Source organism: Nitrobacter sp. MLSD-S21 (genome assembly GCF_058809865.1).
In genome coordinates this window covers 130,395-150,157 of sequence record NZ_JBXASZ010000007.1, presented here as the reverse complement: position 1 = coordinate 150,157, position 19,763 = coordinate 130,395, and the positions used below count along the sequence as shown (strand labels likewise).

22 protein-coding genes and 1 pseudogene are annotated in these 19,763 nt (G+C 59.6%); 13 read left to right on the top strand and 10 right to left on the bottom strand.

All coding sequences use genetic code 11. The annotated features are described in order from the left end of the window. Window positions 1-145 precede the first annotated feature (145 nt). The gene (locus AC1RT6_RS17520) at window positions 146-1,093 is read left to right on the top strand and encodes a complex I NDUFA9 subunit family protein (RefSeq protein WP_079447818.1); all 948 of its coding nucleotides are present in this window, start codon (window positions 146-148) and stop codon (window positions 1,091-1,093) included. 39 nt (window positions 1,094-1,132) lie between these two features. Here the strand turns inward: AC1RT6_RS17520 and AC1RT6_RS17515 are convergent, their stop codons facing one another. Continuing rightward, window positions 1,133-1,423 (bottom strand): DUF3175 domain-containing protein, encoded by a 291-nt coding sequence (locus tag AC1RT6_RS17515; protein WP_079447817.1) that lies wholly within the window; start codon window positions 1,421-1,423, stop codon window positions 1,133-1,135. Window positions 1,424-1,545: 122 nt separating this feature from the next. On the opposite strand from AC1RT6_RS17515, the gene AC1RT6_RS17510 reads away from it, so the two are divergent. Further along, entirely contained in the window at window positions 1,546-2,556 is a 1,011-nt protein-coding gene (locus tag AC1RT6_RS17510; RefSeq protein ID WP_079447845.1) for an NADP-dependent oxidoreductase, read from the top strand. A 36-nt stretch (window positions 2,557-2,592) separates the two neighbouring features. Continuing rightward, the gene (locus AC1RT6_RS17505; protein WP_244553535.1) at window positions 2,593-2,841 is read left to right on the top strand and encodes a hypothetical protein; all 249 of its coding nucleotides are present in this window, start codon (window positions 2,593-2,595) and stop codon (window positions 2,839-2,841) included. A 560-nt stretch (window positions 2,842-3,401) separates the two neighbouring features. Here AC1RT6_RS17505 and AC1RT6_RS17500 read toward each other — a convergent pair. From AC1RT6_RS17500 to AC1RT6_RS17490, 3 genes are all read right to left on the bottom strand, one after another. Further along, window positions 3,402-3,680: a HipA domain-containing protein gene (locus tag AC1RT6_RS17500; protein WP_244553537.1), complete on the bottom strand. Its 279-nt coding sequence runs from the start codon at window positions 3,678-3,680 to the stop codon at window positions 3,402-3,404. Between the two features lie 83 nt (window positions 3,681-3,763). Then, entirely contained in the window at window positions 3,764-4,243 is a 480-nt protein-coding gene (locus tag AC1RT6_RS17495) for a restriction endonuclease (RefSeq protein ID WP_079447815.1), read from the bottom strand. 225 nt (window positions 4,244-4,468) lie between these two features. Continuing rightward, window positions 4,469-6,001 carry a Fic family protein gene (locus tag AC1RT6_RS17490; protein ID WP_079447844.1) on the bottom strand — a complete coding sequence of 511 codons (1,533 nt, stop codon included), beginning with the start codon at window positions 5,999-6,001 and terminating at the stop codon, window positions 4,469-4,471. 238 nt (window positions 6,002-6,239) lie between these two features. On the opposite strand from AC1RT6_RS17490, the gene AC1RT6_RS17485 reads away from it, so the two are divergent. Next, on the top strand, window positions 6,240-6,443 hold the full coding sequence (locus tag AC1RT6_RS17485) for a cold-shock protein (protein WP_079447843.1): 204 nt from the start codon (window positions 6,240-6,242) through the stop codon (window positions 6,441-6,443). Between the two features lie 1,259 nt (window positions 6,444-7,702). Here the strand turns inward: AC1RT6_RS17485 and AC1RT6_RS17480 are convergent. The 4 genes from AC1RT6_RS17480 to AC1RT6_RS17465 form a co-directional block, all read right to left on the bottom strand. Beyond that, window positions 7,703-7,906: a hypothetical protein gene (locus tag AC1RT6_RS17480; RefSeq protein WP_079447814.1), complete on the bottom strand. Its 204-nt coding sequence runs from the start codon at window positions 7,904-7,906 to the stop codon at window positions 7,703-7,705. Between the two features lie 157 nt (window positions 7,907-8,063). After that, entirely contained in the window at window positions 8,064-8,588 is a 525-nt protein-coding gene (locus AC1RT6_RS17475) for a hypothetical protein (RefSeq protein ID WP_472791402.1), read from the bottom strand. Beyond that, window positions 8,585-9,739: a recombinase family protein gene (locus AC1RT6_RS17470; RefSeq protein ID WP_244553533.1), complete on the bottom strand. Its 1,155-nt coding sequence runs from the start codon at window positions 9,737-9,739 to the stop codon at window positions 8,585-8,587. The genes AC1RT6_RS17475 and AC1RT6_RS17470 overlap by 4 nt, the downstream gene beginning before the upstream one ends. Window positions 9,740-9,751: 12 nt before the next feature. Then, window positions 9,752-9,952 carry a hypothetical protein gene (locus AC1RT6_RS17465; protein WP_173816029.1) on the bottom strand — a complete coding sequence of 67 codons (201 nt, stop codon included), beginning with the start codon at window positions 9,950-9,952 and terminating at the stop codon, window positions 9,752-9,754. 232 nt (window positions 9,953-10,184) lie between these two features. Here AC1RT6_RS17465 and AC1RT6_RS17460 point away from each other — a divergent pair. Together AC1RT6_RS17460 and AC1RT6_RS17455 are read left to right on the top strand one after the other, a co-directional pair. After that, window positions 10,185-10,915, top strand: a pseudogene (locus AC1RT6_RS17460) (chromosome partitioning protein ParB); the annotation flags it as partial. A gap of 5 nt (window positions 10,916-10,920) precedes the next feature. Then, window positions 10,921-11,163, top strand: a complete 243-nt coding sequence (locus AC1RT6_RS17455; protein ID WP_079447813.1) for a DUF2274 domain-containing protein — start codon at window positions 10,921-10,923, stop codon at window positions 11,161-11,163. 5 nt (window positions 11,164-11,168) lie between these two features. Here the strand turns inward: AC1RT6_RS17455 and AC1RT6_RS17450 are convergent, their stop codons facing one another. Then, window positions 11,169-11,414, bottom strand: a complete 246-nt coding sequence (locus tag AC1RT6_RS17450) for a hypothetical protein (RefSeq protein WP_079447812.1) — start codon at window positions 11,412-11,414, stop codon at window positions 11,169-11,171. 448 nt (window positions 11,415-11,862) lie between these two features. Between AC1RT6_RS17450 and AC1RT6_RS17445 the strand changes: the two genes are divergently transcribed. After that, complete coding sequence (locus tag AC1RT6_RS17445; RefSeq protein ID WP_079447811.1) at window positions 11,863-12,483, top strand: ParB-like protein; 621 nt, start codon at window positions 11,863-11,865, stop codon at window positions 12,481-12,483. 265 nt (window positions 12,484-12,748) lie between these two features. Here AC1RT6_RS17445 and AC1RT6_RS17440 read toward each other — a convergent pair whose 3' ends face one another. Further along, window positions 12,749-12,994: a hypothetical protein gene (locus AC1RT6_RS17440; RefSeq protein ID WP_338013174.1), complete on the bottom strand. Its 246-nt coding sequence runs from the start codon at window positions 12,992-12,994 to the stop codon at window positions 12,749-12,751. A 345-nt stretch (window positions 12,995-13,339) separates the two neighbouring features. On the opposite strand from AC1RT6_RS17440, the gene AC1RT6_RS17435 reads away from it, so the two are divergent. From AC1RT6_RS17435 to AC1RT6_RS17410, 6 genes are all read left to right on the top strand, one after another. Then, entirely contained in the window at window positions 13,340-13,876 is a 537-nt protein-coding gene (locus tag AC1RT6_RS17435) for an RNA polymerase sigma factor (protein ID WP_338013173.1), read from the top strand. Between the two features lie 150 nt (window positions 13,877-14,026). Next, window positions 14,027-14,983 carry a FecR family protein gene (locus tag AC1RT6_RS17430; RefSeq protein WP_079447809.1) on the top strand — a complete coding sequence of 319 codons (957 nt, stop codon included), beginning with the start codon at window positions 14,027-14,029 and terminating at the stop codon, window positions 14,981-14,983. Window positions 14,984-15,248: 265 nt separating this feature from the next. Then, complete coding sequence (locus AC1RT6_RS17425; RefSeq protein ID WP_493029555.1) at window positions 15,249-17,537, top strand: TonB-dependent siderophore receptor; 2,289 nt, start codon at window positions 15,249-15,251, stop codon at window positions 17,535-17,537. 39 nt (window positions 17,538-17,576) lie between these two features. Continuing rightward, window positions 17,577-17,882: a hypothetical protein gene (locus AC1RT6_RS17420; RefSeq protein ID WP_244553532.1), complete on the top strand. Its 306-nt coding sequence runs from the start codon at window positions 17,577-17,579 to the stop codon at window positions 17,880-17,882. Window positions 17,883-17,885: 3 nt separating this feature from the next. Further along, the gene (locus AC1RT6_RS17415) at window positions 17,886-19,445 is read left to right on the top strand and encodes a PepSY-associated TM helix domain-containing protein (protein WP_079447807.1); all 1,560 of its coding nucleotides are present in this window, start codon (window positions 17,886-17,888) and stop codon (window positions 19,443-19,445) included. After that, window positions 19,438-19,758 (top strand): DUF3325 family protein, encoded by a 321-nt coding sequence (locus tag AC1RT6_RS17410; RefSeq protein WP_079447806.1) that lies wholly within the window; start codon window positions 19,438-19,440, stop codon window positions 19,756-19,758. The genes AC1RT6_RS17415 and AC1RT6_RS17410 overlap by 8 nt, the downstream gene beginning before the upstream one ends. The last annotated feature ends 5 nt before the right edge of the window (window positions 19,759-19,763 follow it).

Below are 19,763 nucleotides of genomic sequence, written 5' to 3'. Positions count from 1 at the left end.
CGGGTTTAATTGCGACAATCTGACTCACTCCCGAAGGCCGCGCTATTGGGCACCCCCGCCATCGCCCAGCACCTTGCCGGGCCGCCTTCTGTCCTGAAAAAGCGCGTTCGGTCGAACGCTTCCCGGCCGAGGCCGTTGAAAAGGGATGGAGGACACAGCAAGACCATCAGGCGAGGCGCATTCCAGGCTTGAGTTGACGACCGTGTTCGGCGGTTCGGGCTTTCTCGGACGCAGGATCGTCAAGCATCTCCTTGACCACGGCACCGCTGTCCGTGCGGCATCGCGCCATTCCACTCGTGCAAGGCACGAGCAGGTTCATGGTGGATCATTTTCTGCCGTAAAAGCGGATATCCTCGACCAGGAGCAAGTTGCTGCGGCCGTTTCAGGCGCGAGCACGGTCATCAACGCAGTCAGTCTCTATACCGAGCACGGCGACGTCACGTTCGAACGGATCCATGTCGAGGCCGCCTTGAGATTGGCAGCCGCCGCACGAGATGCCGGCGCTGTGCGATACATCCAGATATCCGGAATCGGTTCCAACCCCCGCTCGGCGTCGAGCTACATCCGGGCGCGAGGGCAGGGCGAGGAAGCCGTTGCAGCTGTATTTCCGAATGCGATCATCGTCCGTCCCGCGGTAATGACGGGAAGCGACGACGCATTTCTGACGACGATCGTGAGACTGTTACGAATCCTTCCTGCGTACCCGCTGTTCGGTAGCGGCGACACGCGTCTCCAGCCGGCATTTGTTGAAGACGTCGCGGAAGCCATAGCGCGACTCGCGCTGGGGGCGAGCGACCCCGAGGCGCGTCTGTTCGAGTTCGGCGGACCGCGTGTCTACTCCTACCGGGAACTGGTCGAGGAGATCTCCCGGCTACTCGGCGTACGCGTCCGCTTGATGCCTGTGCCGTTTCTGGCATGGCACGCGCTCGCCATCGTCGCCGAACTCGTCCCCGGCGCGCCGCTGACGCGCAACCAGGTCGAACTCATGCGGATCGACAACGTCGCGGAACGGTGCGGCTTCCGAGAACTCGGGATTGAGCCTCACGACATCGATGTGGTCGTGCAGGCAATCCGGGAGAAGTCACGACCATGATGGACCAAAGGAAGATATGCGCGCGCATAGGCAAGTCCGTCAGTCCTCGGCGAGCCTTCCATATGCTCGGCGTAGCTCGTCCTTTGCGTCTTCCAGGACCTTCTTGCGCTTCGCCGGAAGATTCCTGCCGGCGCGATTGATGTAGAAGGTCAGCATGGACATCGCCGAACGAAAGGGCTCGGATTTGCGGTTTTCGCTCTTGTCGGCCGATCGCTTCAATGATGCCGCAATCTCTTTTGGGTTGTCCTTCTCGAACACGTGCGGCTCCAGTTCGAGCGCATCACTGTGCTCAGTGACGTCCGCCGACCATTTCTTCGTCCTGTTGGGCATGAGAAACCTCCGAAGGTTTGGTCTATGGGGTTCTGATCTCCCGTGGGAAGCTTCGACGGTGCCGACCACGCGCACCTCGTGCTAGACAGGAGAATGAACGGTCCCCACGGATGTTCATGCAGATGAAAGCATTTGTCCTGACGAAATATGGCGGGCCGGAAGCCACGGAACTCCGTGAGCTACCGCGACCGCGACCGGAGCAGGGTGAAGTGCTGGTGCGCGTCCACGCCGCTGGCCTCAACCCGGTCGATTTCAAGACGCGCGAGGGCAAACTTAAGATCATCTACCGATATGCCTTGCCAACCGTCCTGGGAAACGACTTAGCGGGCGTCGTGGAAGAATGCGGCGCCGGCGCAACGCGGTTTGCGAAGGGAGACCGCGTCTTCGCCCGCATGCCGAAGGATTCCATGGGAGCCTTCGCGGAATACGCGGTTCTCCCCGAAAACCTCCTCGCTCGAATACCTTCGTCGGTCGATTTCGTCACCGCCGCGGCGGTCCCGCTCGCGGGGCTCACCGCACTTCAGGCGTTGCGCGACGAACTCAACCTGCGGAACGGCAGCCGGGTCTTCATACCGGCAGGGGCGGGCGGCGTCGGCACGTTCGCCATCCAGTTGGCGAAATGGCTCGGCGCAGAGGTTACAACAACGGCATCGCCGCGTGGAAAAGCACTTGTCGAACGGCTCGGAGCCGATGTGGTGATCGACTACACCTCGCAGCGGTTCGAGGACCATGTGCATGACATGGACGGCGTGTTCGATCTGCTTGGAGGCGAAACGCTCAAGACATCATTCCGTGTGGTGAAGCGCGGCGGCAAGGTGGTATCGATTGCGGGCATGCCAGAGCCCGAGACCGCGCGAAAGGATCTGGGCCGAGGCCCGTTGCTCACGATGCTGTTCTGGTTCGCATCCCGCGGCCTGCGTGCAGAAGCCAGAAAGCACGGCGTTTCATATCGCTACCTGTTCATGCATCCGAGCGGCGCCGAACTGGCGGAGCTTGCTCAGCTCATCGAACAGAAAAAACTTGAGCCGATCATCGACCGTGTCTTTTTATTTGCCGAGATCGGTGAGGCGATTGCGTATCTGGAAGCCGGCCATGCCAGGGGCAAGGTCGTGGTGCGGATGCGAGAGGAATAACGTCGAATAGCGGTCCGCGGTGCCGATAATGCGTTTGTGTTTCCACATAGTCATGCGTTCCGTCGTGATCGCATCTCCGTTGATGACGATCGCAAAATAGGGCCTGGATGTCTCGTCGAGTTTGGCGACGGTGTCACCGTGATCGCCGAGTGGCACCCCGTTGAGGGCGCCATTCATCTCTCCATCCCGACCTATCGCATAGCGAAGGAAACAGAGGTCGCGCCGCAGACCTGGCGTCTCGTCCTAGACAATGACGGCTACTGGCGGTTAGAGCGCGTATGGTAGCGACGTCAGAGTGACGGGTCGCGATAGTCCTTCCGTGCGCGCTGCCGGCCCGACGCGGAATATGAGTGCGGACAAATGACTGTCATCGACCTGATCGATGTCCCGAACGGCCGCACTCTCTTATGCGATTGGTCTGCTACTGGCGTTACCGGCGCTTGTTCTTCTTCCCGTAGGGCGCCTGGACGGCGCGGCCGGGACGGTTTTCGCCGTCCTCGTTGTTGTCCATGGGATCGCGGCGTTTTTCTTATGGCGGGTGAACCCGATGATGGATTAGTTAGGTGGGGGATCGTGTGCAAATTTTGTGCATCGCCGTTCCACTTTTCTTTCACTTTCGTTCTCTTGCGATGGCTTGCGACGGACATCCCGTGCACAGCAATGACAGCGACACGCCAATCATACGGGCGCTTTCGGCATGGGAAGCTGTACTGCGATAGGCACATCGAGGCCTGGATGATCTGCGGTCTTGTCCGATGAGCTCGCAAGCTAAGTCGATAGTTTTCTCAGTGCAGCGCGCTCGCGATGCTCAAACGCATCGGCGAACTGATCGAGTTCGTCCCCTATCATGCCAAGGGCTGGCCTTGCTCGCGCCAGGGAGCAATAGCGGCCTCGACTTGTCCCAAGATTTCTTTCGCGCGCGTCTTGGCGATGCGGAAGTATGCGATGACCGACATCAGTGCATCGATGCTGGCCTCCGGTCCGACATCCTCCGAAATCCAAGTGTTCAATTCTCGCACCCACTCAGGAAAGGGATTGATGTCAAAGGCGGGCGCTAGACGCCGCTGACCCCGATCGACATGGAGGAATCCATGATTAACCAAGTGGTCGTCTACGTTAGTGATCAGGATCGAGAAGGCGATCCGCCGCCAGAGTTCTTCGATATCTGCACGGGCTCGCCACGCAGTCTCGAGCGGTATCCGAACGTTTAGAATACAGCGAGCCAAGCCTTCGCGTCAGGCACAGTGGTAATGCCTGCGTTCTTCAGAAGTCTGACGATATCTGAAGCGCAAATCACGATAATCGGATGCTGGTCTTCTTTGATTTCTTTGTAAGCCTGATCATGGACGAAGGATGTCGTGACCAGCACACCGAACTGGCGGTGGCGCAGGCGCGAGATAAGTCTCGATAACTCTTTAACCCCGACCGAACTGCTCATGCTGTAGCACTTGGCTTCAAGTGCGAAGCTTACATCCACTGCGGAAGCACCGTCACCCAGCTGGTATCTGCCAATCCCATCACGGCCGCCATCCCGTATTGGTCTTGTCAGATCAAGCGAGACAATACGAGGAAGCATGAACTCAGCAATTTTCGCCGCACATCTCTCAAACCTGAATTCATCATCCTTGAAATAGTCGCGGATTGCCTGAATGATTGCGTGTCCTGCTTCGGTATTAGCCAGGGACACCTATCGAAGATATTGTCCGGGAAGACGCCAGCCGGTCGCCGGACAGTGGCCAGGGCGCGCGATCTGCTCGATGCGAACTCTCGCGTGGCGTCGGCATCGGACGGTTGGTTGGCCATCGTCGGTGAAACGGCCCGCGGATCCTCCGCATTCAGAGCCGTGGTCGATGCTGCCTTGAAGCTGACCGATGCTCAGAGCAATAGGAGGAAAAGGCGCGGCGGTTAAGCGTTAAAGGTTCGCGTAGATTGCCTCGATCTCCGCTGCCTCGTCGTCAGTCAGGGCCGCGAATTCCTTTTCGCGCGCGCGCTTCGACAGCTTGCCTCCGTTCTGCCGCAGGAAGCGATACAGCAGGTCGAGGACTCGGTCCGGCATGTCGATCATCCGCTTCACTTGGGTCTTGAAGCTATCGTAGCTCCGGAGGAACGCGGTTTCGGCGGGCAGATCGACATCGATGGTGCGCGCGACACATTCGAACAGAAACTCCGCATGGGGCGTCGCGTCGAAATAGCGATAGAAGTCGGCCGTCTCGTTCAGGACCTCGACATTGCCGCGGTCGGTCGGGCGCCGGCGAATGAGCGGCAATAGTCGGCGCGAATAACCTTCAAGCACGCGGCGGTAATCGTCGATCCGATCGAGAATCACGGCCGATACGGGAAAGACAAGACCAGGTGGGTTGAAGCCTCGTTCCGCCAGAACATGATGGATGAGGTAGCGGTGGAGACGGCCGTTACCATCCTCAAACGGATGGATGTAAACGAAGCCGAACGCGAGAACGGCTGCGGCAAGTACCGCGTCGAGGCTTTGCGCAGCGCTGCGATCGAAAGCCGTCAGGCCATCGATCAGCGCAGGCAGGTCCTGGTGTCGCGCGCTGATGTGATCGGGAATGGGGGTCCCGTCCAGTCGATCGTGCTCGCCGACAAACCCGCCTTGCTCTCTCAATCCGAGATGGACGAAACGCGCATCCCCGATGACGATGCGTTGCAAGCGTTCCAGTTCGGCCCGGTCGATCGGGCGATGGCCGGCTTCGCCAATGACATGCCCCCAGCGCTGAATGCGATCCTGGGGCGGATCCTCGCCTTCGATTTGGAAGCTCGATCGCGAATCCTTCCGTAGTAAAAAGGCCGCGGTGCGGGCGAGGAGGTCAGCGGGTACCTCGGCTACAAGACGTCGTGCTTCATCGCTGAGATTGCGGGCGACAAGCTGCTCCAACAACGGCGTGCGAAAGATTAGCGGACAATAGGCGGGTGTACCGGGCAGATTGTTCTTCACGCGATGGCGTGACGATGTCGTCCCGTCGATAGCCCATTGCTGCCCTGGGTCAACGACAGGAGCGTAACTCCCTTGCGTTGCGTCAGGCAGGTCGAGCCGGGCATCGAGCAGCCATTCGTACAAGAACCAGATCCGCCGTGCGTAAGCGCCAGTCGGCGCGGCGCGGACAAGAGCCGCGATCGGCTCCGGTCCCGTGACAAGGAACAGTCGCTTCAGAACGGCGAGATCGAGTCCTTCGTAACGCAGCGCGAAGGTTAGATGGCCACCGAGATTGGCGTCGGGCCGGTGACGCGGCGTATAGAGCTTCCAGCCGTCGGCCTCGTAGACCTTGTGTCGGGGGCCGATTGCGGCCAAGCGGATGGGCGCCGGGACAGCCAGCTCAAAGGCGTCGATCAAGGCGGCATAACCGACCGGAATGGCAGCTTCCGGCAGCGGGCGACCGTGAAAAGCGATGACAGCTTCTGAAAATGGCTTCTGTTGCCCGGGTTCCATGAATTTCAATACCGGCTTATGAAAAAGAGCACAGGGTAGAAGAATTTCATGAAAATCGATAATCTTCAATGAATCTACGTGAAATTCACGCTAAAACTGTGAAGATTGATTCCTAAGATCGGCGCTCCCTTAGCGAGAAGAGGACGCCTCCGCCGGCTCACCACCGGCAGTATTGTGCCTTGCTTCCCGCTACTGCTTAGGGTTGTATTCACGTTTCAACGTTTTGGGGACGACCAACGTGGCTACAGGAACTGTGAAGTGGTTTAACCAGCAGAAAGGCTATGGCTTCATCCAGCCGGAAACCGGCGGCAAGGACGTGTTTGTCCATATCTCAGCCGTGGAGAAGGCCGGGTTCACCGGCCTGGCAGAGGGCGCCAAGGTATCTTACGAGATCGTGGCGAACCGCGGCAAAGAGAGCGCGGAGAACCTTCGCCTAGGCTAGCGAGCTGAGCTGGATGTAGGCTCGCTCGCGATGTGGATGGCCCGGGCAACGCTTCGGGCCATTTGCTTTTCTGGGATGTGGTTTTTTAACAAGTTCAGGGTTTTTCGTTCATTCAGGAATTGGGGGCTTCCGCCGACCGCGAGACTGGCGCTTGATCAAAATGTGCTCTTGCAGGGCTTTCGCCTGAACCCCGATTGACGTTCGGCCCATTAATTTAGCGATCAGGCGGACTGGCTTATCTTCCGCCGCCAGCTTTTGTAACGTTCTAATATCATCCGCTGTCCAAGGCTTTCCGGAGTTGAAAAGAGTTTTCACCAAGCGAGTGCCTTAAGCCCCGTTGTGGTCAGCGTTATCGCATAGCGACGAACGTCGGCCGCAGCGTTCGCTGTAGCAGAAGACAACGACGTTTCACTTCCGGGCAGAGCGCGATTGATTAGAATTGCTAGAGAGAACATTGGATGGCGAGGCGCTGTGCAAACTCAACAACCTCTCGTTCAATCCGACAGGCGAGAGGATACGCGACGGCGGCTTGTGGCCCGTGCACGAGTTTGCATACGTCAGATCGACGCTATATTGTTCTGGGTGAGGTTCGAAGGGCGATGGCTTAGGGGTGATGAGTTTCATTATCCCGAGCGACCGGACAGCTTGCCGGAGTACAACCCAAGGAAGTGCCCGAAGTTCGACCCGAGGAACGCGCGACGGTGAGTATCGGATGTGCAACCTTACAGCATCACCACCAACCAGGAAGCCATCCCAGTTTGTTCGCTGTGTTGCGTGACCTCACGGGAAACCTCCCGCCGCTGCCCGCTGTCTACCCCGATGGTCTCGCCCGGTGATTCGCACGTGTAAGGGTGAGCGTCAGTTAGTGATGATGGGATGGCGCTATCACACGTGAGCAGACGCGTCGTTCCTAAAGGGAGTGCGGCATGGTATTTCCGAATGAACCAGGAGGCGACATATGAATGGCATGACGGTCGGCTGGGCTATCCTCGGTGCGATACTCGCTCTGCTGCTCGGTTTCTCAATCTACAATGGGGTCGATAAGCAAACGCCGAACGCAATAACACTGCCTCAGCAAAGATAAGAAGGCTAAACGAAGACCGCTAGCCATTGAACTGGCGGCTTCGGAAACATCCTGCACAAATTGGCGCGCGCTTAGCGGGGTCCGATTTGAGGGTTGTCGTACCGCACGTTTTGCTCGGTGTGGCGCAGGAAGTCCTCTCTTGAGGAGAAGATGCGCTGGCAGTGCTGGCAGCAGGTCATAACTCGCTTAGAGTAAGTTCAATGCGGGATTTGCTGTCATATGCGACCGTCACGACGGCCTTGAGGTCGGACTTCTCGAAATGCTTGCGCCGGGTCTCGCGGGCATCGACGGAAAACCGGATGGCCTTGCCGAAGGGGTTCGCAAAGCCGGGCACCTTGTCGAGTAAACCTTTACGTTCGGCCCGCACGATCTTATTCACGGTGGTCGCCGATCGGGGTGTGCGGCCTGACAGGTCCCCCTTCTGGCTACATAAGCACGTGATGGTCAAACGCGGCCAACCGATTCGCCAGTTTTCCCTGTCCAGGATCCTAAAGTAGATCAACTGTAGGCCTGGGGGTACACCCGGGGGGGTCAAATTAAATCGCCACTTCCAAGGAATGTCGGTATCGGTATCTGCGCTTCCCCGCAACCACCGATGCCTGCGATAGCAGGTCGTCCAAAACCCCGACTTCCGAAAGGACGTCGGGGTTTTTCTTGCCTGCCACAAACCGGAGGATCGCGGCCAGATCGCCGCGCAGGAGGATCGCGAGCGTTCCACCTTCCGGAACGAGGCTCACCCGGCTGACCAGAGACCGGAACGTCTCCGCAGCCTGGGCCTTGGTTTCCTCGCTCTGCAGGTCCCGGTAAAGGGCGGCGATCTTCTGGTGATAGACCTCCGCCATGTTAGGGTGCAGCAGGGGCGGCGGTTCCTGGGCGTTGGCCAAAAGTTCGGTCAGCTCGGCCTTCCGCCCCTCAAGACGCTTCATATCCGAAACGATGGCCTCGATAGGCCCGCCCGTCTTGATCGCGGTGAGCAGTTTCTGCAACTCGCGTTCAATCCGCTCGGACTCGCTCCGCCAGGACTCAAGGTCTGTGCTGCGCTCGATCCGGCGACGGTTCACCTCGCGGGTGAACTCTTGGCAGAACTCCTTAAACAGGTCCGGGGCGCCATGAGATGGGTGTTCAACCCTGTCAGGATCGACTTCTCGATCGCGTCGCGCCGAATGTTGAGCCGGTTGTCGCAGGTTCCCTTATTGCGCGCCGTCGCGCAGCCAAGAAGGTCTTTGGAGATCATGGTGTAACCGCCACCGCAGCAACCACACCTGACGAGGCCAGCGAATAGATGCTTCGGCCGTCGGCGTGCATTCAGGGTATTCTCCCCCGGCTTCCGACGGCGGCTCGTAGGCCAGCCGACGCTGGCGTTCCTTCGTGGCCTCCACACATCCTGTTCGACGATGCGCAGTTCGGGAACGTCCTGTATGACCCACTCGCTCTCCGGGTTAAGCCGCGAAACGCGCTTACCCGTGTCGGGGTCCTTGATGTAGCGCAGCCGATTCCAGACCAGCTTGCCGACATAAAGCTCATTGTTGAGGATGCCGACGCCGCGTTTCGGATTGCCGTGAATCGTCGACGGCCGCCATTCGCTTCCCTGCGGCCCGGACACGCCCTCCCGGTTCAACGTCATGGCGATCGTGCGCGATGATTGACCAGCCAGATAATCCGAGAAAATACGACGGACGACGTCGGCCTCGGCTTGGTTGATCGTGCGGTCGCCGCGGATCGCTTCGTCATTGGCGTCAAATTTCTTGACGACATCGTAGCCGTAACACAGTCCGCCACCCGACTTGCCGTCTTCGACGCGCCCGCGAAGTCCGCGTCGCGTCTTGTCGGCCAGGTCCTTCAAGTAGAGCGCACCCATCGTCCCCTTGAGACCGATGTGAAATTCGCTCACTTCGCCTTCCGACAAGGTGACGATGTTGATGCCGACGAACCGCATTCGCTTGTAGAAGCCGGCAATGTCTTCTTGGTCGCGCGACAGCCGGTCAAGCGATTCCGTCAGAACGAGATCAAAGCGACGCTTGAGGCCGTCCGCGATCAATTCTTGAACGCCGGACCGCAGAAGCGATGCCCCGGAAATGGCCCGATCGATATAACTGTCAACGATCTTCCAATTTTCGCGGTCGGCGCGAGCGCGGCACAGCCGAAGCTGATCCTCGATAGAGGCGTCGCGCTGATTGTCCGATGAATAACGGGCGTAAAGCGCGACCTTCATGAGACGACCTCCCTATTTACGGAGGCGTTCGCGGGACGCGCGCTCCCATTCCGCGTCGACGAACTCCCGCGCGGCTTGTCGTGCAAGCAGGCGCACAAGCGCGACGAGGCGCGGGTCGCGCTTTGCGGGGTCGTAAGCCTCCGCACCTTCGGATGGCACGAGAACCAACCGCACGTTTTCGGCTGTCGTCCTTCTCGGTCTTGCCAACGCCATTGCCTCGTCGCCGAGCGGCCCATTCCGCTCACGACGAACTGTGCCGCCAAGATCGACATTTGAGAATGCGCATTCCCGGTCACGTCAGCGGTCTCCCGCGTAGCGCGCTCGCCAACTACGCATTGCTTCGCAAATGATCGTAAGTTTTGCGGCAGCAACAGCGAGCGCAATCGTCTAACCCCGCCGAAACCGAGAGTTGTTCTATTTTAATCTGCGTCGAAGCCGCTACGAACCCGAAGCGGAGGAGGCAAGCGATGGCGTCATCGACGGCGCGCGCGTCAACGATGATGGTGAGGTCATCGAGGATGGCGAGGGCGGGATCATGCATCCGCGCCCGGAACTGCGGACGAAGATGCGGAGGAAGACGGCACACCGCCTTCCGACCTTCTCATCCGCCTGACCGCGCATCGCACGCTTGGCCTGCGGCTCGCCCTTGGCGAGCAGCCGGACATGGCCTTGATTGCCGTCATCCATGCGCTCGCCGCGCAGACCTTCTATCGTGGCGTGGACGCGCATTGTCTCGATATCCGACCGAATAGCGCGCACCTTGCGGGCCACGCGGACGGCACTGAGGACATGGCGGCGGCGAAGGCGCTGGCGGATCGTCACGCCGGATGGGCGGCGGACATGCCGCGCGACGTGGCGGACCTGTGGGACTTCATCGCCGGGCTGGATGCATGCAAGCGTCATGGCGTTGTTCGCGCACTGTGCCTCGCAGACCGTCAACGCGGTGAGGTTGTCTTGGGAGCGTAAGCCGCGCGCATGCAACGGCGGACAGGCTGGCGAGCGCGCTGGCGCTCGACATGACGGAGCATTGGACGCCCATGGTGGCCGCATTACCAAAGCGCACATTCTCGCCGCCGTCCGGGAAGCCGTTAGTGACGAGGCGCGGATCGCATCGCCAGCCTCAAGAAGCAGCCGATGGCGGAAGCCGCCGTGCAGCTTCTTGCCGGGACCGGTTGGCCGTCATGACCAAGCTCAAGCTGGAGACGATCGAGGACAGCAGGCCGGTCAGCCGCATGGTCAAATTCCCCGGGGTGGTTTATCGCGACCTGATCGCCTATGCCGAGGTTCTGGCGAGAGACGGCGGCAACGCCACCGCCACCACGCCAGATCCCATCAAGCTGGTTGTGCCGATGCTCCAGCGCTTCATGGCGACAGACAAGGCATTCCGAAAGGCGAGAGCGCAGTTTCAGCGGCCGCGGCCGTAGGTGCTTCAACGCTCATGCTCAGGCTGGCTTGCTTTTGGGGGCACGACGATCGTGCCCCCGCTGGGGTGACGGTCGCGAGCGGGTAGCCTCTCTCGGGCTTCATCGCCGGGCAATCGGCCATCAAAGAGGAACGGCCGTGTTTCATCCTCGCCGGCAGCCGCGGGTGTCTGCGATTGTCCGGACCCCGAATTTTGCGCGTTGGCCCCGGTCGCGGCCAGCGCCAACATAAACGCGATTGCCAGTCTCGACATGACGGGCTCCCATTGTGGCGAGATCAACCCAAGGTGACACCAGTTTTTGGTCTCAGTCACTGTCGATGAGGAACTGGGCACGAAGATGGCCCATTTAGATGGACCGTTAAGTCCGACCTATCGAGAGACGACGTAGGCCAGGCATGATGTGGTTGGAATTTGTGCCGACGATCAATGACATCCCGCAACGGTCATATACTGCCTCCGTCGGCCGATACTCTGATGCGACAGGAGGCCCACATCATGCGTAATGCTCGGGGCAAACGGCTAACGGGACATCGTGATCGACCGACTTATGAACGGCGGTGATCCGCGCGCGATTGCCGGCAGGTGTGAGGCTCGGATGTGCCGGTGGGCTGTCGTGTCATAGCTCCGCGTAAGCGGTTCGACGCCATTGCCATCCGAAGGCAACATGCCATAGTCGTCCGAGGGGGACGGAGAGCTTCTTATGGTGGGCACGCGCGAACCGGTCCTACATCCAATTCCGATTTTGTCGCTGCGACCGACGCAAATGACGGTCGGGATGCGGGAGGTCGAGGAGAAGCGCCGACGCTGGCGCGCGCAGGAGTCCAACAAAAAGCGCGCCGAGTCGCTTGGCCAGCGTATGATCCCGGTGGTGCGCGGCCCCAACCAACACCATTACGTCGTCGATCACCATCATCTGGCACGGGCGTTGCACGACGAAGGTGTGAAGGACGTCCTTGTTACCGTCATCGCCGATCTCTCCATGGTTGATCGAGATGCCTTTTGGGTGGTGATGGACAACCGGCGCTGGGTATATCCGTACAATTCCAAAGGCGAGCGCTGTCACTTCAAGGACATTCCCAAATCGGTGGCCGATCTCAAAGACGACCCGTTCCGCAGTCTCGCCGGTGAATTACGACGCGTGGGTGGCTTTGCCAAGGATACGACGCCGTTCAGCGAATTTCTTTGGGCCGATTTTCTGCGCCGCAGGATGTCGAGAAAAACGGTCGAGGCCGATTTCGAGGTCGCGATCGAGCAAGGGTTGGGCCTGGCCAAGAGCAGGGACGCAATCTACCTGCCGGGCTGGTGCGGGCCGGCTGGGTAAGCGGGCTCTAAATTCTTCGCCCACCGAAACCTCGGGCCAGCCCTCGCAAGCAAAACCCGCGACGTGGAGATTCATCGGCGGGTCTGGGGCGGGACAAGAGGGATTACTGACCTACCCGAGCCGGATCATGCATGGCGTATCACGCCGGATTGTGAAATGAAAGTTTTAAGCCGTTAGGTAAAGACCGTCGGCTGGTCACTCACATAGCGCAACCGACTCGACTAGAGAGGGCACGGTTGTCCGCGCCCCCTCTATTTGCCACAGATCATCTACTAAACGATGAGGGTTGCAAGAAGTGATGCTCGTTTGCAATACGAAGAACATCATCCTTAACGGCATCGATAACTTGTTCGAACATTCCACTACAGAACACCGCGCTGCTTAGAGCACGCTCAATCACTGGCGCCTCGCCAAACGCTTTCAGCAGAACGGCATTCGCAGATTCTCCGCTGGCAGGATCGCCTGTACGGCTGAACGCGACCGCACCGACATTCTTCTCCGTCCGGGCCATTCGCACAGCACTTCGTATCACCGCATTCGCACTTGTGCATTCGACAAGCTCGCGAGGCTCAGGTCCATCGTCGCCAGCACCGAACGGGAGTGCTACATAACAAGTCACAGGCTACCCATCAAAAATCGCACGAATGCGGCGTTTTAATTGATGCGTGTGGGATGAAGCGGCCTGCTTATTTTACGGTATTTCTTCAACTCATTCTAAATCATTGCGTTTGCACACGGCGGGTTTCGTCGCTATTGGCCGCTAGCGGGATAGATGGTGCCATAGGTGCCATATCAGCTCGCTAAGATTTGCGTGGTTGGAGACTAATGTGAACGAGGCGGTTGCGGATCGGTGTGGATGCCGAGGGAGCGGCGATCACTAATGTCCTGGGACGACCTTCACACATTGTTTGTGCGACACTCGAAGGAGATCGCGAACGCTCTCCGTCGGCGAGGGGTCACTCCGGAAAATGCAGCCGACTTGACCCAGGAGGCCTTTTTGAGGTTGCTCGCGGCGGGTCGGCCAAACAATGCGAAATGCGACAACCCGCGCGCGTTTCTTTTCCGAGCGTCCCGCAATCTGCATATCGATCAGATCCGGCGTGAGCGCCACGTGCGGCAGGTTGCTCTGACGGATGCCGAGTTTGAGGCTATTCCTGACGGTTTGCCATCTCCGGAAACAATGATCTTCGACCGGCAGCGGCTCGCGATTTCAGCCGCTGCCTTGCAGGAATTGCCTGAACGGACACGTCGCGCTTTCGAGATGCATCATCTTGGCGACAAAGGTATCGCAGCTGTGGCTCAAGAACTTGGTGTGTCCACCACGAGAACCTGGGTCTTGATCCGCGGTGCCTACTGTCATGTCCGCGATCGCCTCCGCGAGGCGGAAGGCTAGTGTTCGGTGAGGACTCACTGAGAGAATAAAGCGAACTTCTGAACCACAATACTGGTACACGGCCGGAGGGAAAAATGCCCGTCCCCGTTCGTATTCTTAGTATGGAACTGTGGAGCGCAAACGCACCCGGTCTATCTCTGAGGCGTGTTCATGACCGACGAAATATCCGAAGAAGATCGGCTGTTCATGGAGGCCACGGATCTGATGATCCGGCTTAAGAACGATCCCGACAATCCTGTTCCGCGCAGAATGATCCGGGAATGGCGTTCGAGAAGCCCGGTGCACGAAAGCATATGGGCCGACGTCGCCGAAATTCACGGCATGATGGTCAAGATCATCACCGATGAACGCGATGCCGGGAAAAAAGCAGCCGCAGGCATCACGCGGCGATCGTTGGTCATCGCGGGCCTGGTCGGCGCGGGCGCGGCTGCGGGTTATCCCGCCTTTCACCGTTTTCTGGTTGATGCCAGGGCGGACTTCACCACCGACACCGGGCAAATTCGTCGTGTTAATCTTGCGGATGGAAGCGTCGCGACGCTGGGGCCGGACAGCGCGATAGCGGTGCAGTTCGACGAGGAGCAGCGGTTTATCCGTTTACTTCAGGGCATGGCGTTCTTCGATGTGACGAGCGATCGAAAACGGCCATTTCGCGTCGGCATAGCAGAGTTGGTGTCGACCGCGCTCGGCACCGCATTCGAAATTAGCGATGGCGCCGGCTATCTTTCGATCTCGGTCGATCACGGCACGGTGGAAGTGACGTCCACGGCAGCGGACATCCAAACCGCCCGCCTCACGGCCGGTCAATGGCTGGCCTTCGACGAGCGGGGTCGGACGAGCCAGTTCGGCACGCGAGACGCAAGCCAGATCGCAGCATGGCGCACCGGACAGCTTTTCGCTGAGGATGAACCAGTCTCGTCGATCATTGCTAAAATCAGCCGCTGGCAGTCCGGCCGCACCATCGTCGTTAATCCGAGCCTTGGCACGCAGCGTGTCAGCGGCGTCTTTGACGTCACCGACCCACCTCGGGCGCTCAATGCCCTCGTGCATCCATTCGGCGGCCGTGTCCGGATGATCGGCACTTATCTCACGGTGATTTCGCCGATCTAAAATATTTTCGATGAGATAGGAAAACCTCGAGACCCCGTTCGTATGCACAATTAGGGCGCGTTCCGGCAGCCCTGTCGAAGCATTTAGGGGTGGCTTGGTCATGTTGAAGTTTTTCGGTCTCGTTGGGTGGGGCCGTTTGGGTGACGTCTGCACAGTTCTGCTGGCGTCAACCGCAATGACATGCGGGTCATTGGCTTTATGCACACCGGCCAGTGCACAGACTGCGCAGATATCCTTTGCAATCCCTGGCGGCTCCCTCAACCGCGTGTTAGCGGAATTTGGGCGCCAGAGCGGCCTACAAATTGTTTATGTCCCCGCGATTGCGGCAGGCAAATCGTCTTCGGGCGTTAGCGGTGTTTTGACGCCTGCGCAAGCCGTTACAAAAATCCTCAAAGGCACGGGACTCATTTATTCGTTCACCGATCCGAGAACCGTCTCAATCGTAGCGCCTTCTTCTGCTGCCGCCAGCGCCGCGGTCGCCGGTGCAATCTCGCTCGACACCATCGAAGTGCAGGGTGCAGGCAATCCGAACTCGACAATGACGCCGATGCCGGCCTATGCGGGCGGACAAGTCGCAACTGGTGGGCAACTTGGTCTCCTCGGCAATCGCAGCGTCATGGATACGCCGTTCAACCAGACCAGCTACACAGCGCAGACAGTCCAAGATCAGCAGGCGCGCAAGCTCGACGACGTGCTCGCCAACGATCCCTCGGTCCGAGCGAGCGTCCCGCGCGCCTACGGCTTTGACTTTGTGACCATCCGCGGTTTCGATGTGCCGAGCTCGGCCTATGGTCTCAATGGGCTGTACGGCATCGCCTCCGCCTTCTCATTCTCAGGACTTACGGGAATCGAACGGGTCGAGGTGTTGAAGGGCCCGGGGGCGCTTCTCAACGGCATGCCGCCGCCCGGCGGCGGCGTTGGCGGCAGCGTCAATCTCGTCACCAAGCGGGCCACGGACACGCCGATTGCGCAGCTCACAAACAGCTATTCGTCGCGTTCTTCGTTCGGCACGCATCTGGATGCCGGGCGCCGCTTTGGCGAGCAAAGCGAGTTCGGCGTCCGTTTCAACGGTGCCTATCGCAACGGCGGCACCCAGCTCGCCAACCAAAGCCAGGAGCTCGGTACTGCAGCGCTCGGGCTCGACTATCGTGGCGAGCGCGCGCGTGCGTCGCTCGATCTCGGCTACGAGAAGAACGACGTCGATGTCATGACACGCTTCGTGGTTCTAGGCCCGGCTTTGACCTCCGTGCCCCGGCCTCCTGACCCCACCCAGAAGTTCCAGCCAACCTGGGGGTACTGGCAAGGCGAGGGCAAGTATGTTTTGGCGGGAGGCGAAATCGATATCAGCGATAGCCTCACGGCTTACGCACAGATCGGCGCCGTCAGGGGCACAACCCAGTATCAATATTCAGATATCACGGTCACCAACCTCAACGGCAACTTCAACGGTTCGCCGCGGCTGAACTGCCAATTCCGCGACCAGGACGCCGCGCAAGCGGGCTTTCGCGCTCAAATCGACACGGGTTCGGTCCATCACGCCGTTAATTTCAACGTGACGGACACGAAGGGCGAGGTCGGGATCCTCAACACGACCGGAACGGCCTTCGCGTCCAACCTCTATAACCCGATGCCGAACCCCGTGCCGCAACTGTTCGTTGCTCCGCCACCGAAGACTTCGGACCATCACCTCTGGGGCTTTGGCGTCGCCGATACGATGTCGATCCTGAATGACCGTATCCAGTTTACAGCGGCCGTCCGTCAACAATACGTCGTGAGCCGCAATTTCAGCGCGGCGACCGGCCTGCAGACCGGCGGTTATAACACTGATGCCGTGACGCCCGCTTATGCGCTCGTGGTGAAGCCACTCGAAAACGTCTCGCTCTATGCTAACTACATCGAGGGGCTTGAGGCGGGCACCATCGTGCCAGACCAATTCACGAACAGGGGCGAAGTGCTGTCGCCCTATCGAACCCGGCAATATGAAGCGGGCGTCAAAGTCGATTGGGGACGGATCATTACGACTGCGAGCGCCTTCGACATCACGAAGCCCTTCCAGATCACGAATACGACCACCAACACTCTCACCCAGGGGGGTGAAAACCGTAACCGTGGTATCGAGCTGAATGTTTTCGGCGAAGTCACGCCCGGCGTGCGACTGCTGGGTGGCGTGATGTTTATCGACGCGCGCCAGGCGAAGACGCAGGGGGGCACGTTCGACGGTTACCGCAGCTTCAGCATTCCGGACACCCAGCTCAATCTTGGCGGCGAGTTGGACCTACCCTTCGTGCCCGGCCTGACCTGGACGGCACGTGGAATCTATACTGGCAGCTTCTTCGTCGATCAGGCCAACACGATCGCAGTGCCGGATTGGACACGCTTCGACACCGGTGTTCGCTACACCTTCGCAGCGCCCTGGAACAACAAGCCGATAGTGGTTCGCTTTAACGTGGAGAATGTATTCAACAATGCCTACTGGGCGGGTGCGAACACGGCCAGATATCTCTATCTCGGTATGCCCCGAACCTTCCTGGTTTCGACAACCTTCAACTTCTAGCGTTAGCGGAAATCAATGGCGGAGAGAATATCAACAAAGTTGATCGCTGACCGACGCAATGCCACCGACACCAGGCGCTGGTGGCTTGTCGTGTTGTATCTGCTTGTGCTGATCGTCGGGGGTTATGCGGCGGCATTGACGCTGGTGGCGGGTTTCGCCCGCGCACTGCCCGTGCTCGGGCTCGCACGTAGCGAGGCGGTCGTACTCGCTTCGATGTGCGGGTTTTTGTTCTATCTGGCACTCCTAATTTGGGGCACCGCGCAGCCGCGCATCTCGCGTCTCGCTTTGGGACTGACGATGGCCGGTGGTCTTGGTCTTGCCCTTTTACTCACCAAGGCAGCCTGAGAGATGACACAGGAGTTCCGCTCATCGATGAACCTGGCGCACACCTGGGCTGGTGTGGTCGCCGCCTCGCTGCTGTTCGCGATCTTCTGGATGGGCTCGCTCTCGGTCTACGATCGCGAGATCGATCGCTGGATGGCGCCGATGACGCGCCTGGCGATGCCTGATCAGCCGGCGTCCTTCGACGCCCAGCGCGGTAGCTACGATGCGGCGGTCAAGGTCGGTGCGCGCTCCTGGACGATGCTGCAGCCCAGCGACCGCCAGCCGGTGGTTCGCGTTGTCTATCGCGATGGCGACGAGGCCCTGTCGCTCTATTTCGACCCGGTGTCCGGTGCCGCGTTGCCCGAGCAAGGCACCTGGGCCGGGACCCGCTTCTTCTTTCCCTTCCATTACAGGCTGCACCTGAGAGCGTGGGACCTCGGTGAGTGGATCGTCGGTGCTGCAGCGATGGCGATGTTGCTACTCTGCGTGTCCGGCGTGATTATGCACCGCAAACTGATCGCTGATTTTTTCAGCTTGCGCACGCGGGAACGAACTGCCCGTATGACGCTCGACCTGCATACGGTGACCGGCGTGCTCGGGTTACCGTTCAATTTCGTCATCGCGCTGTCGGGTCTCACCATCCTGTCGATCGCGTTCTTCCCGAGTGGCTGGAAGTCATCCTATCCGGGAAAGAATGCCTTCAACGAAGACGCCTACAGCGCCTATTCGCGCCCGATGGCCAAGAAGCCTGGAACCCTCATGCCCCTGGACGCGCTGGCCGCGAAGGCGCAGCAGATGTGGGGCGGTGCGGCCCCATCGGCGATCGTGGTGCAGCATCCTGGCGATGCGAAAGCCTATGTTAGCGTGTTCCAATCCTTTGATCGCGGCATCGTCAGAAGCGCGCCAGCCATCCAATTTGACGCCGCCACGGGCGCCGTTCTGCATCAGAGCGGCGAAATGAAACCGATCGCTTACGCCCAGCGCTTCATCTCCGGTATGCACCAAATCCAGTTTCGGCACTGGTTACTACGCGCGCTCTATTTCGCGCTCGGCCTATCCGGATGCGTTCTAATCTTCTCCGGCTTTCAGGTATGGCTCCAGGCGCGCCGCCGGCGTCATGCCGCGGAGGGCAGGTCCGGCGTCCGCGTGGTTGAAGCCATAGCAGTCGGCTCCGTGACGGGTATTGTCATGGCCTCAGTCGGTTTCATGGTGATCAATCGCATTTTGCCCCTCGGCATATCCGTCTTGGGGACTCCTCGTTACGCGCTGGAAATTTGGACTTTCTACCTGGTCTGGCTCGTGAGCTTCGCCCACGCCTGGTGGCGGCCACAAGCTGCTTGGGCTGAGCAGTGCCGCGCCATCGCTGCACTTGCCGTGCTCGCGGTAATCTTGAATTGGGTGACGACCGGTGATCATCTGCTGCGCAGTCTGTTCGTGCCTCGCCTTTGGCCCGTGGCCGGCGTCGATGCTGGTCTGCTTATGCTGGCCTTCGTCGCACTTGCCATTGGCCGCTGGTTGTCGCGCGCCGAGCGGCGGGTTGGTGCGGCCGTTCCCGATCTCAGTGGCGCGAGCAGCCATGCTTGATGCGCTCTATCTGCTCGCGGCTTTCGTTGCGAACTATATCGCCTTCGCTTGTTTGGCCTTAGTGCAGCGGCATCATTGGCACGCCGTGTTCGGAACGCCGGACTGTCCACGCTTGGGCAGACTGCTCCTCAAGGTCGTCGGCATCCTTAGCTTTGCGACTGCGTTTGCCGTCATACAGTGGCGCGAAGGATCGGAGTACGGAATCCTGCTCTGGGTGACGGAGCTGCCTGTGGCAGCCGCACTCGTCGTGGCAACACTTTCATTTAAGCCAAAGCTTCTCAAGCTGCTCGCCGCCCTTCCGGCGCGAGCCTGAAATCA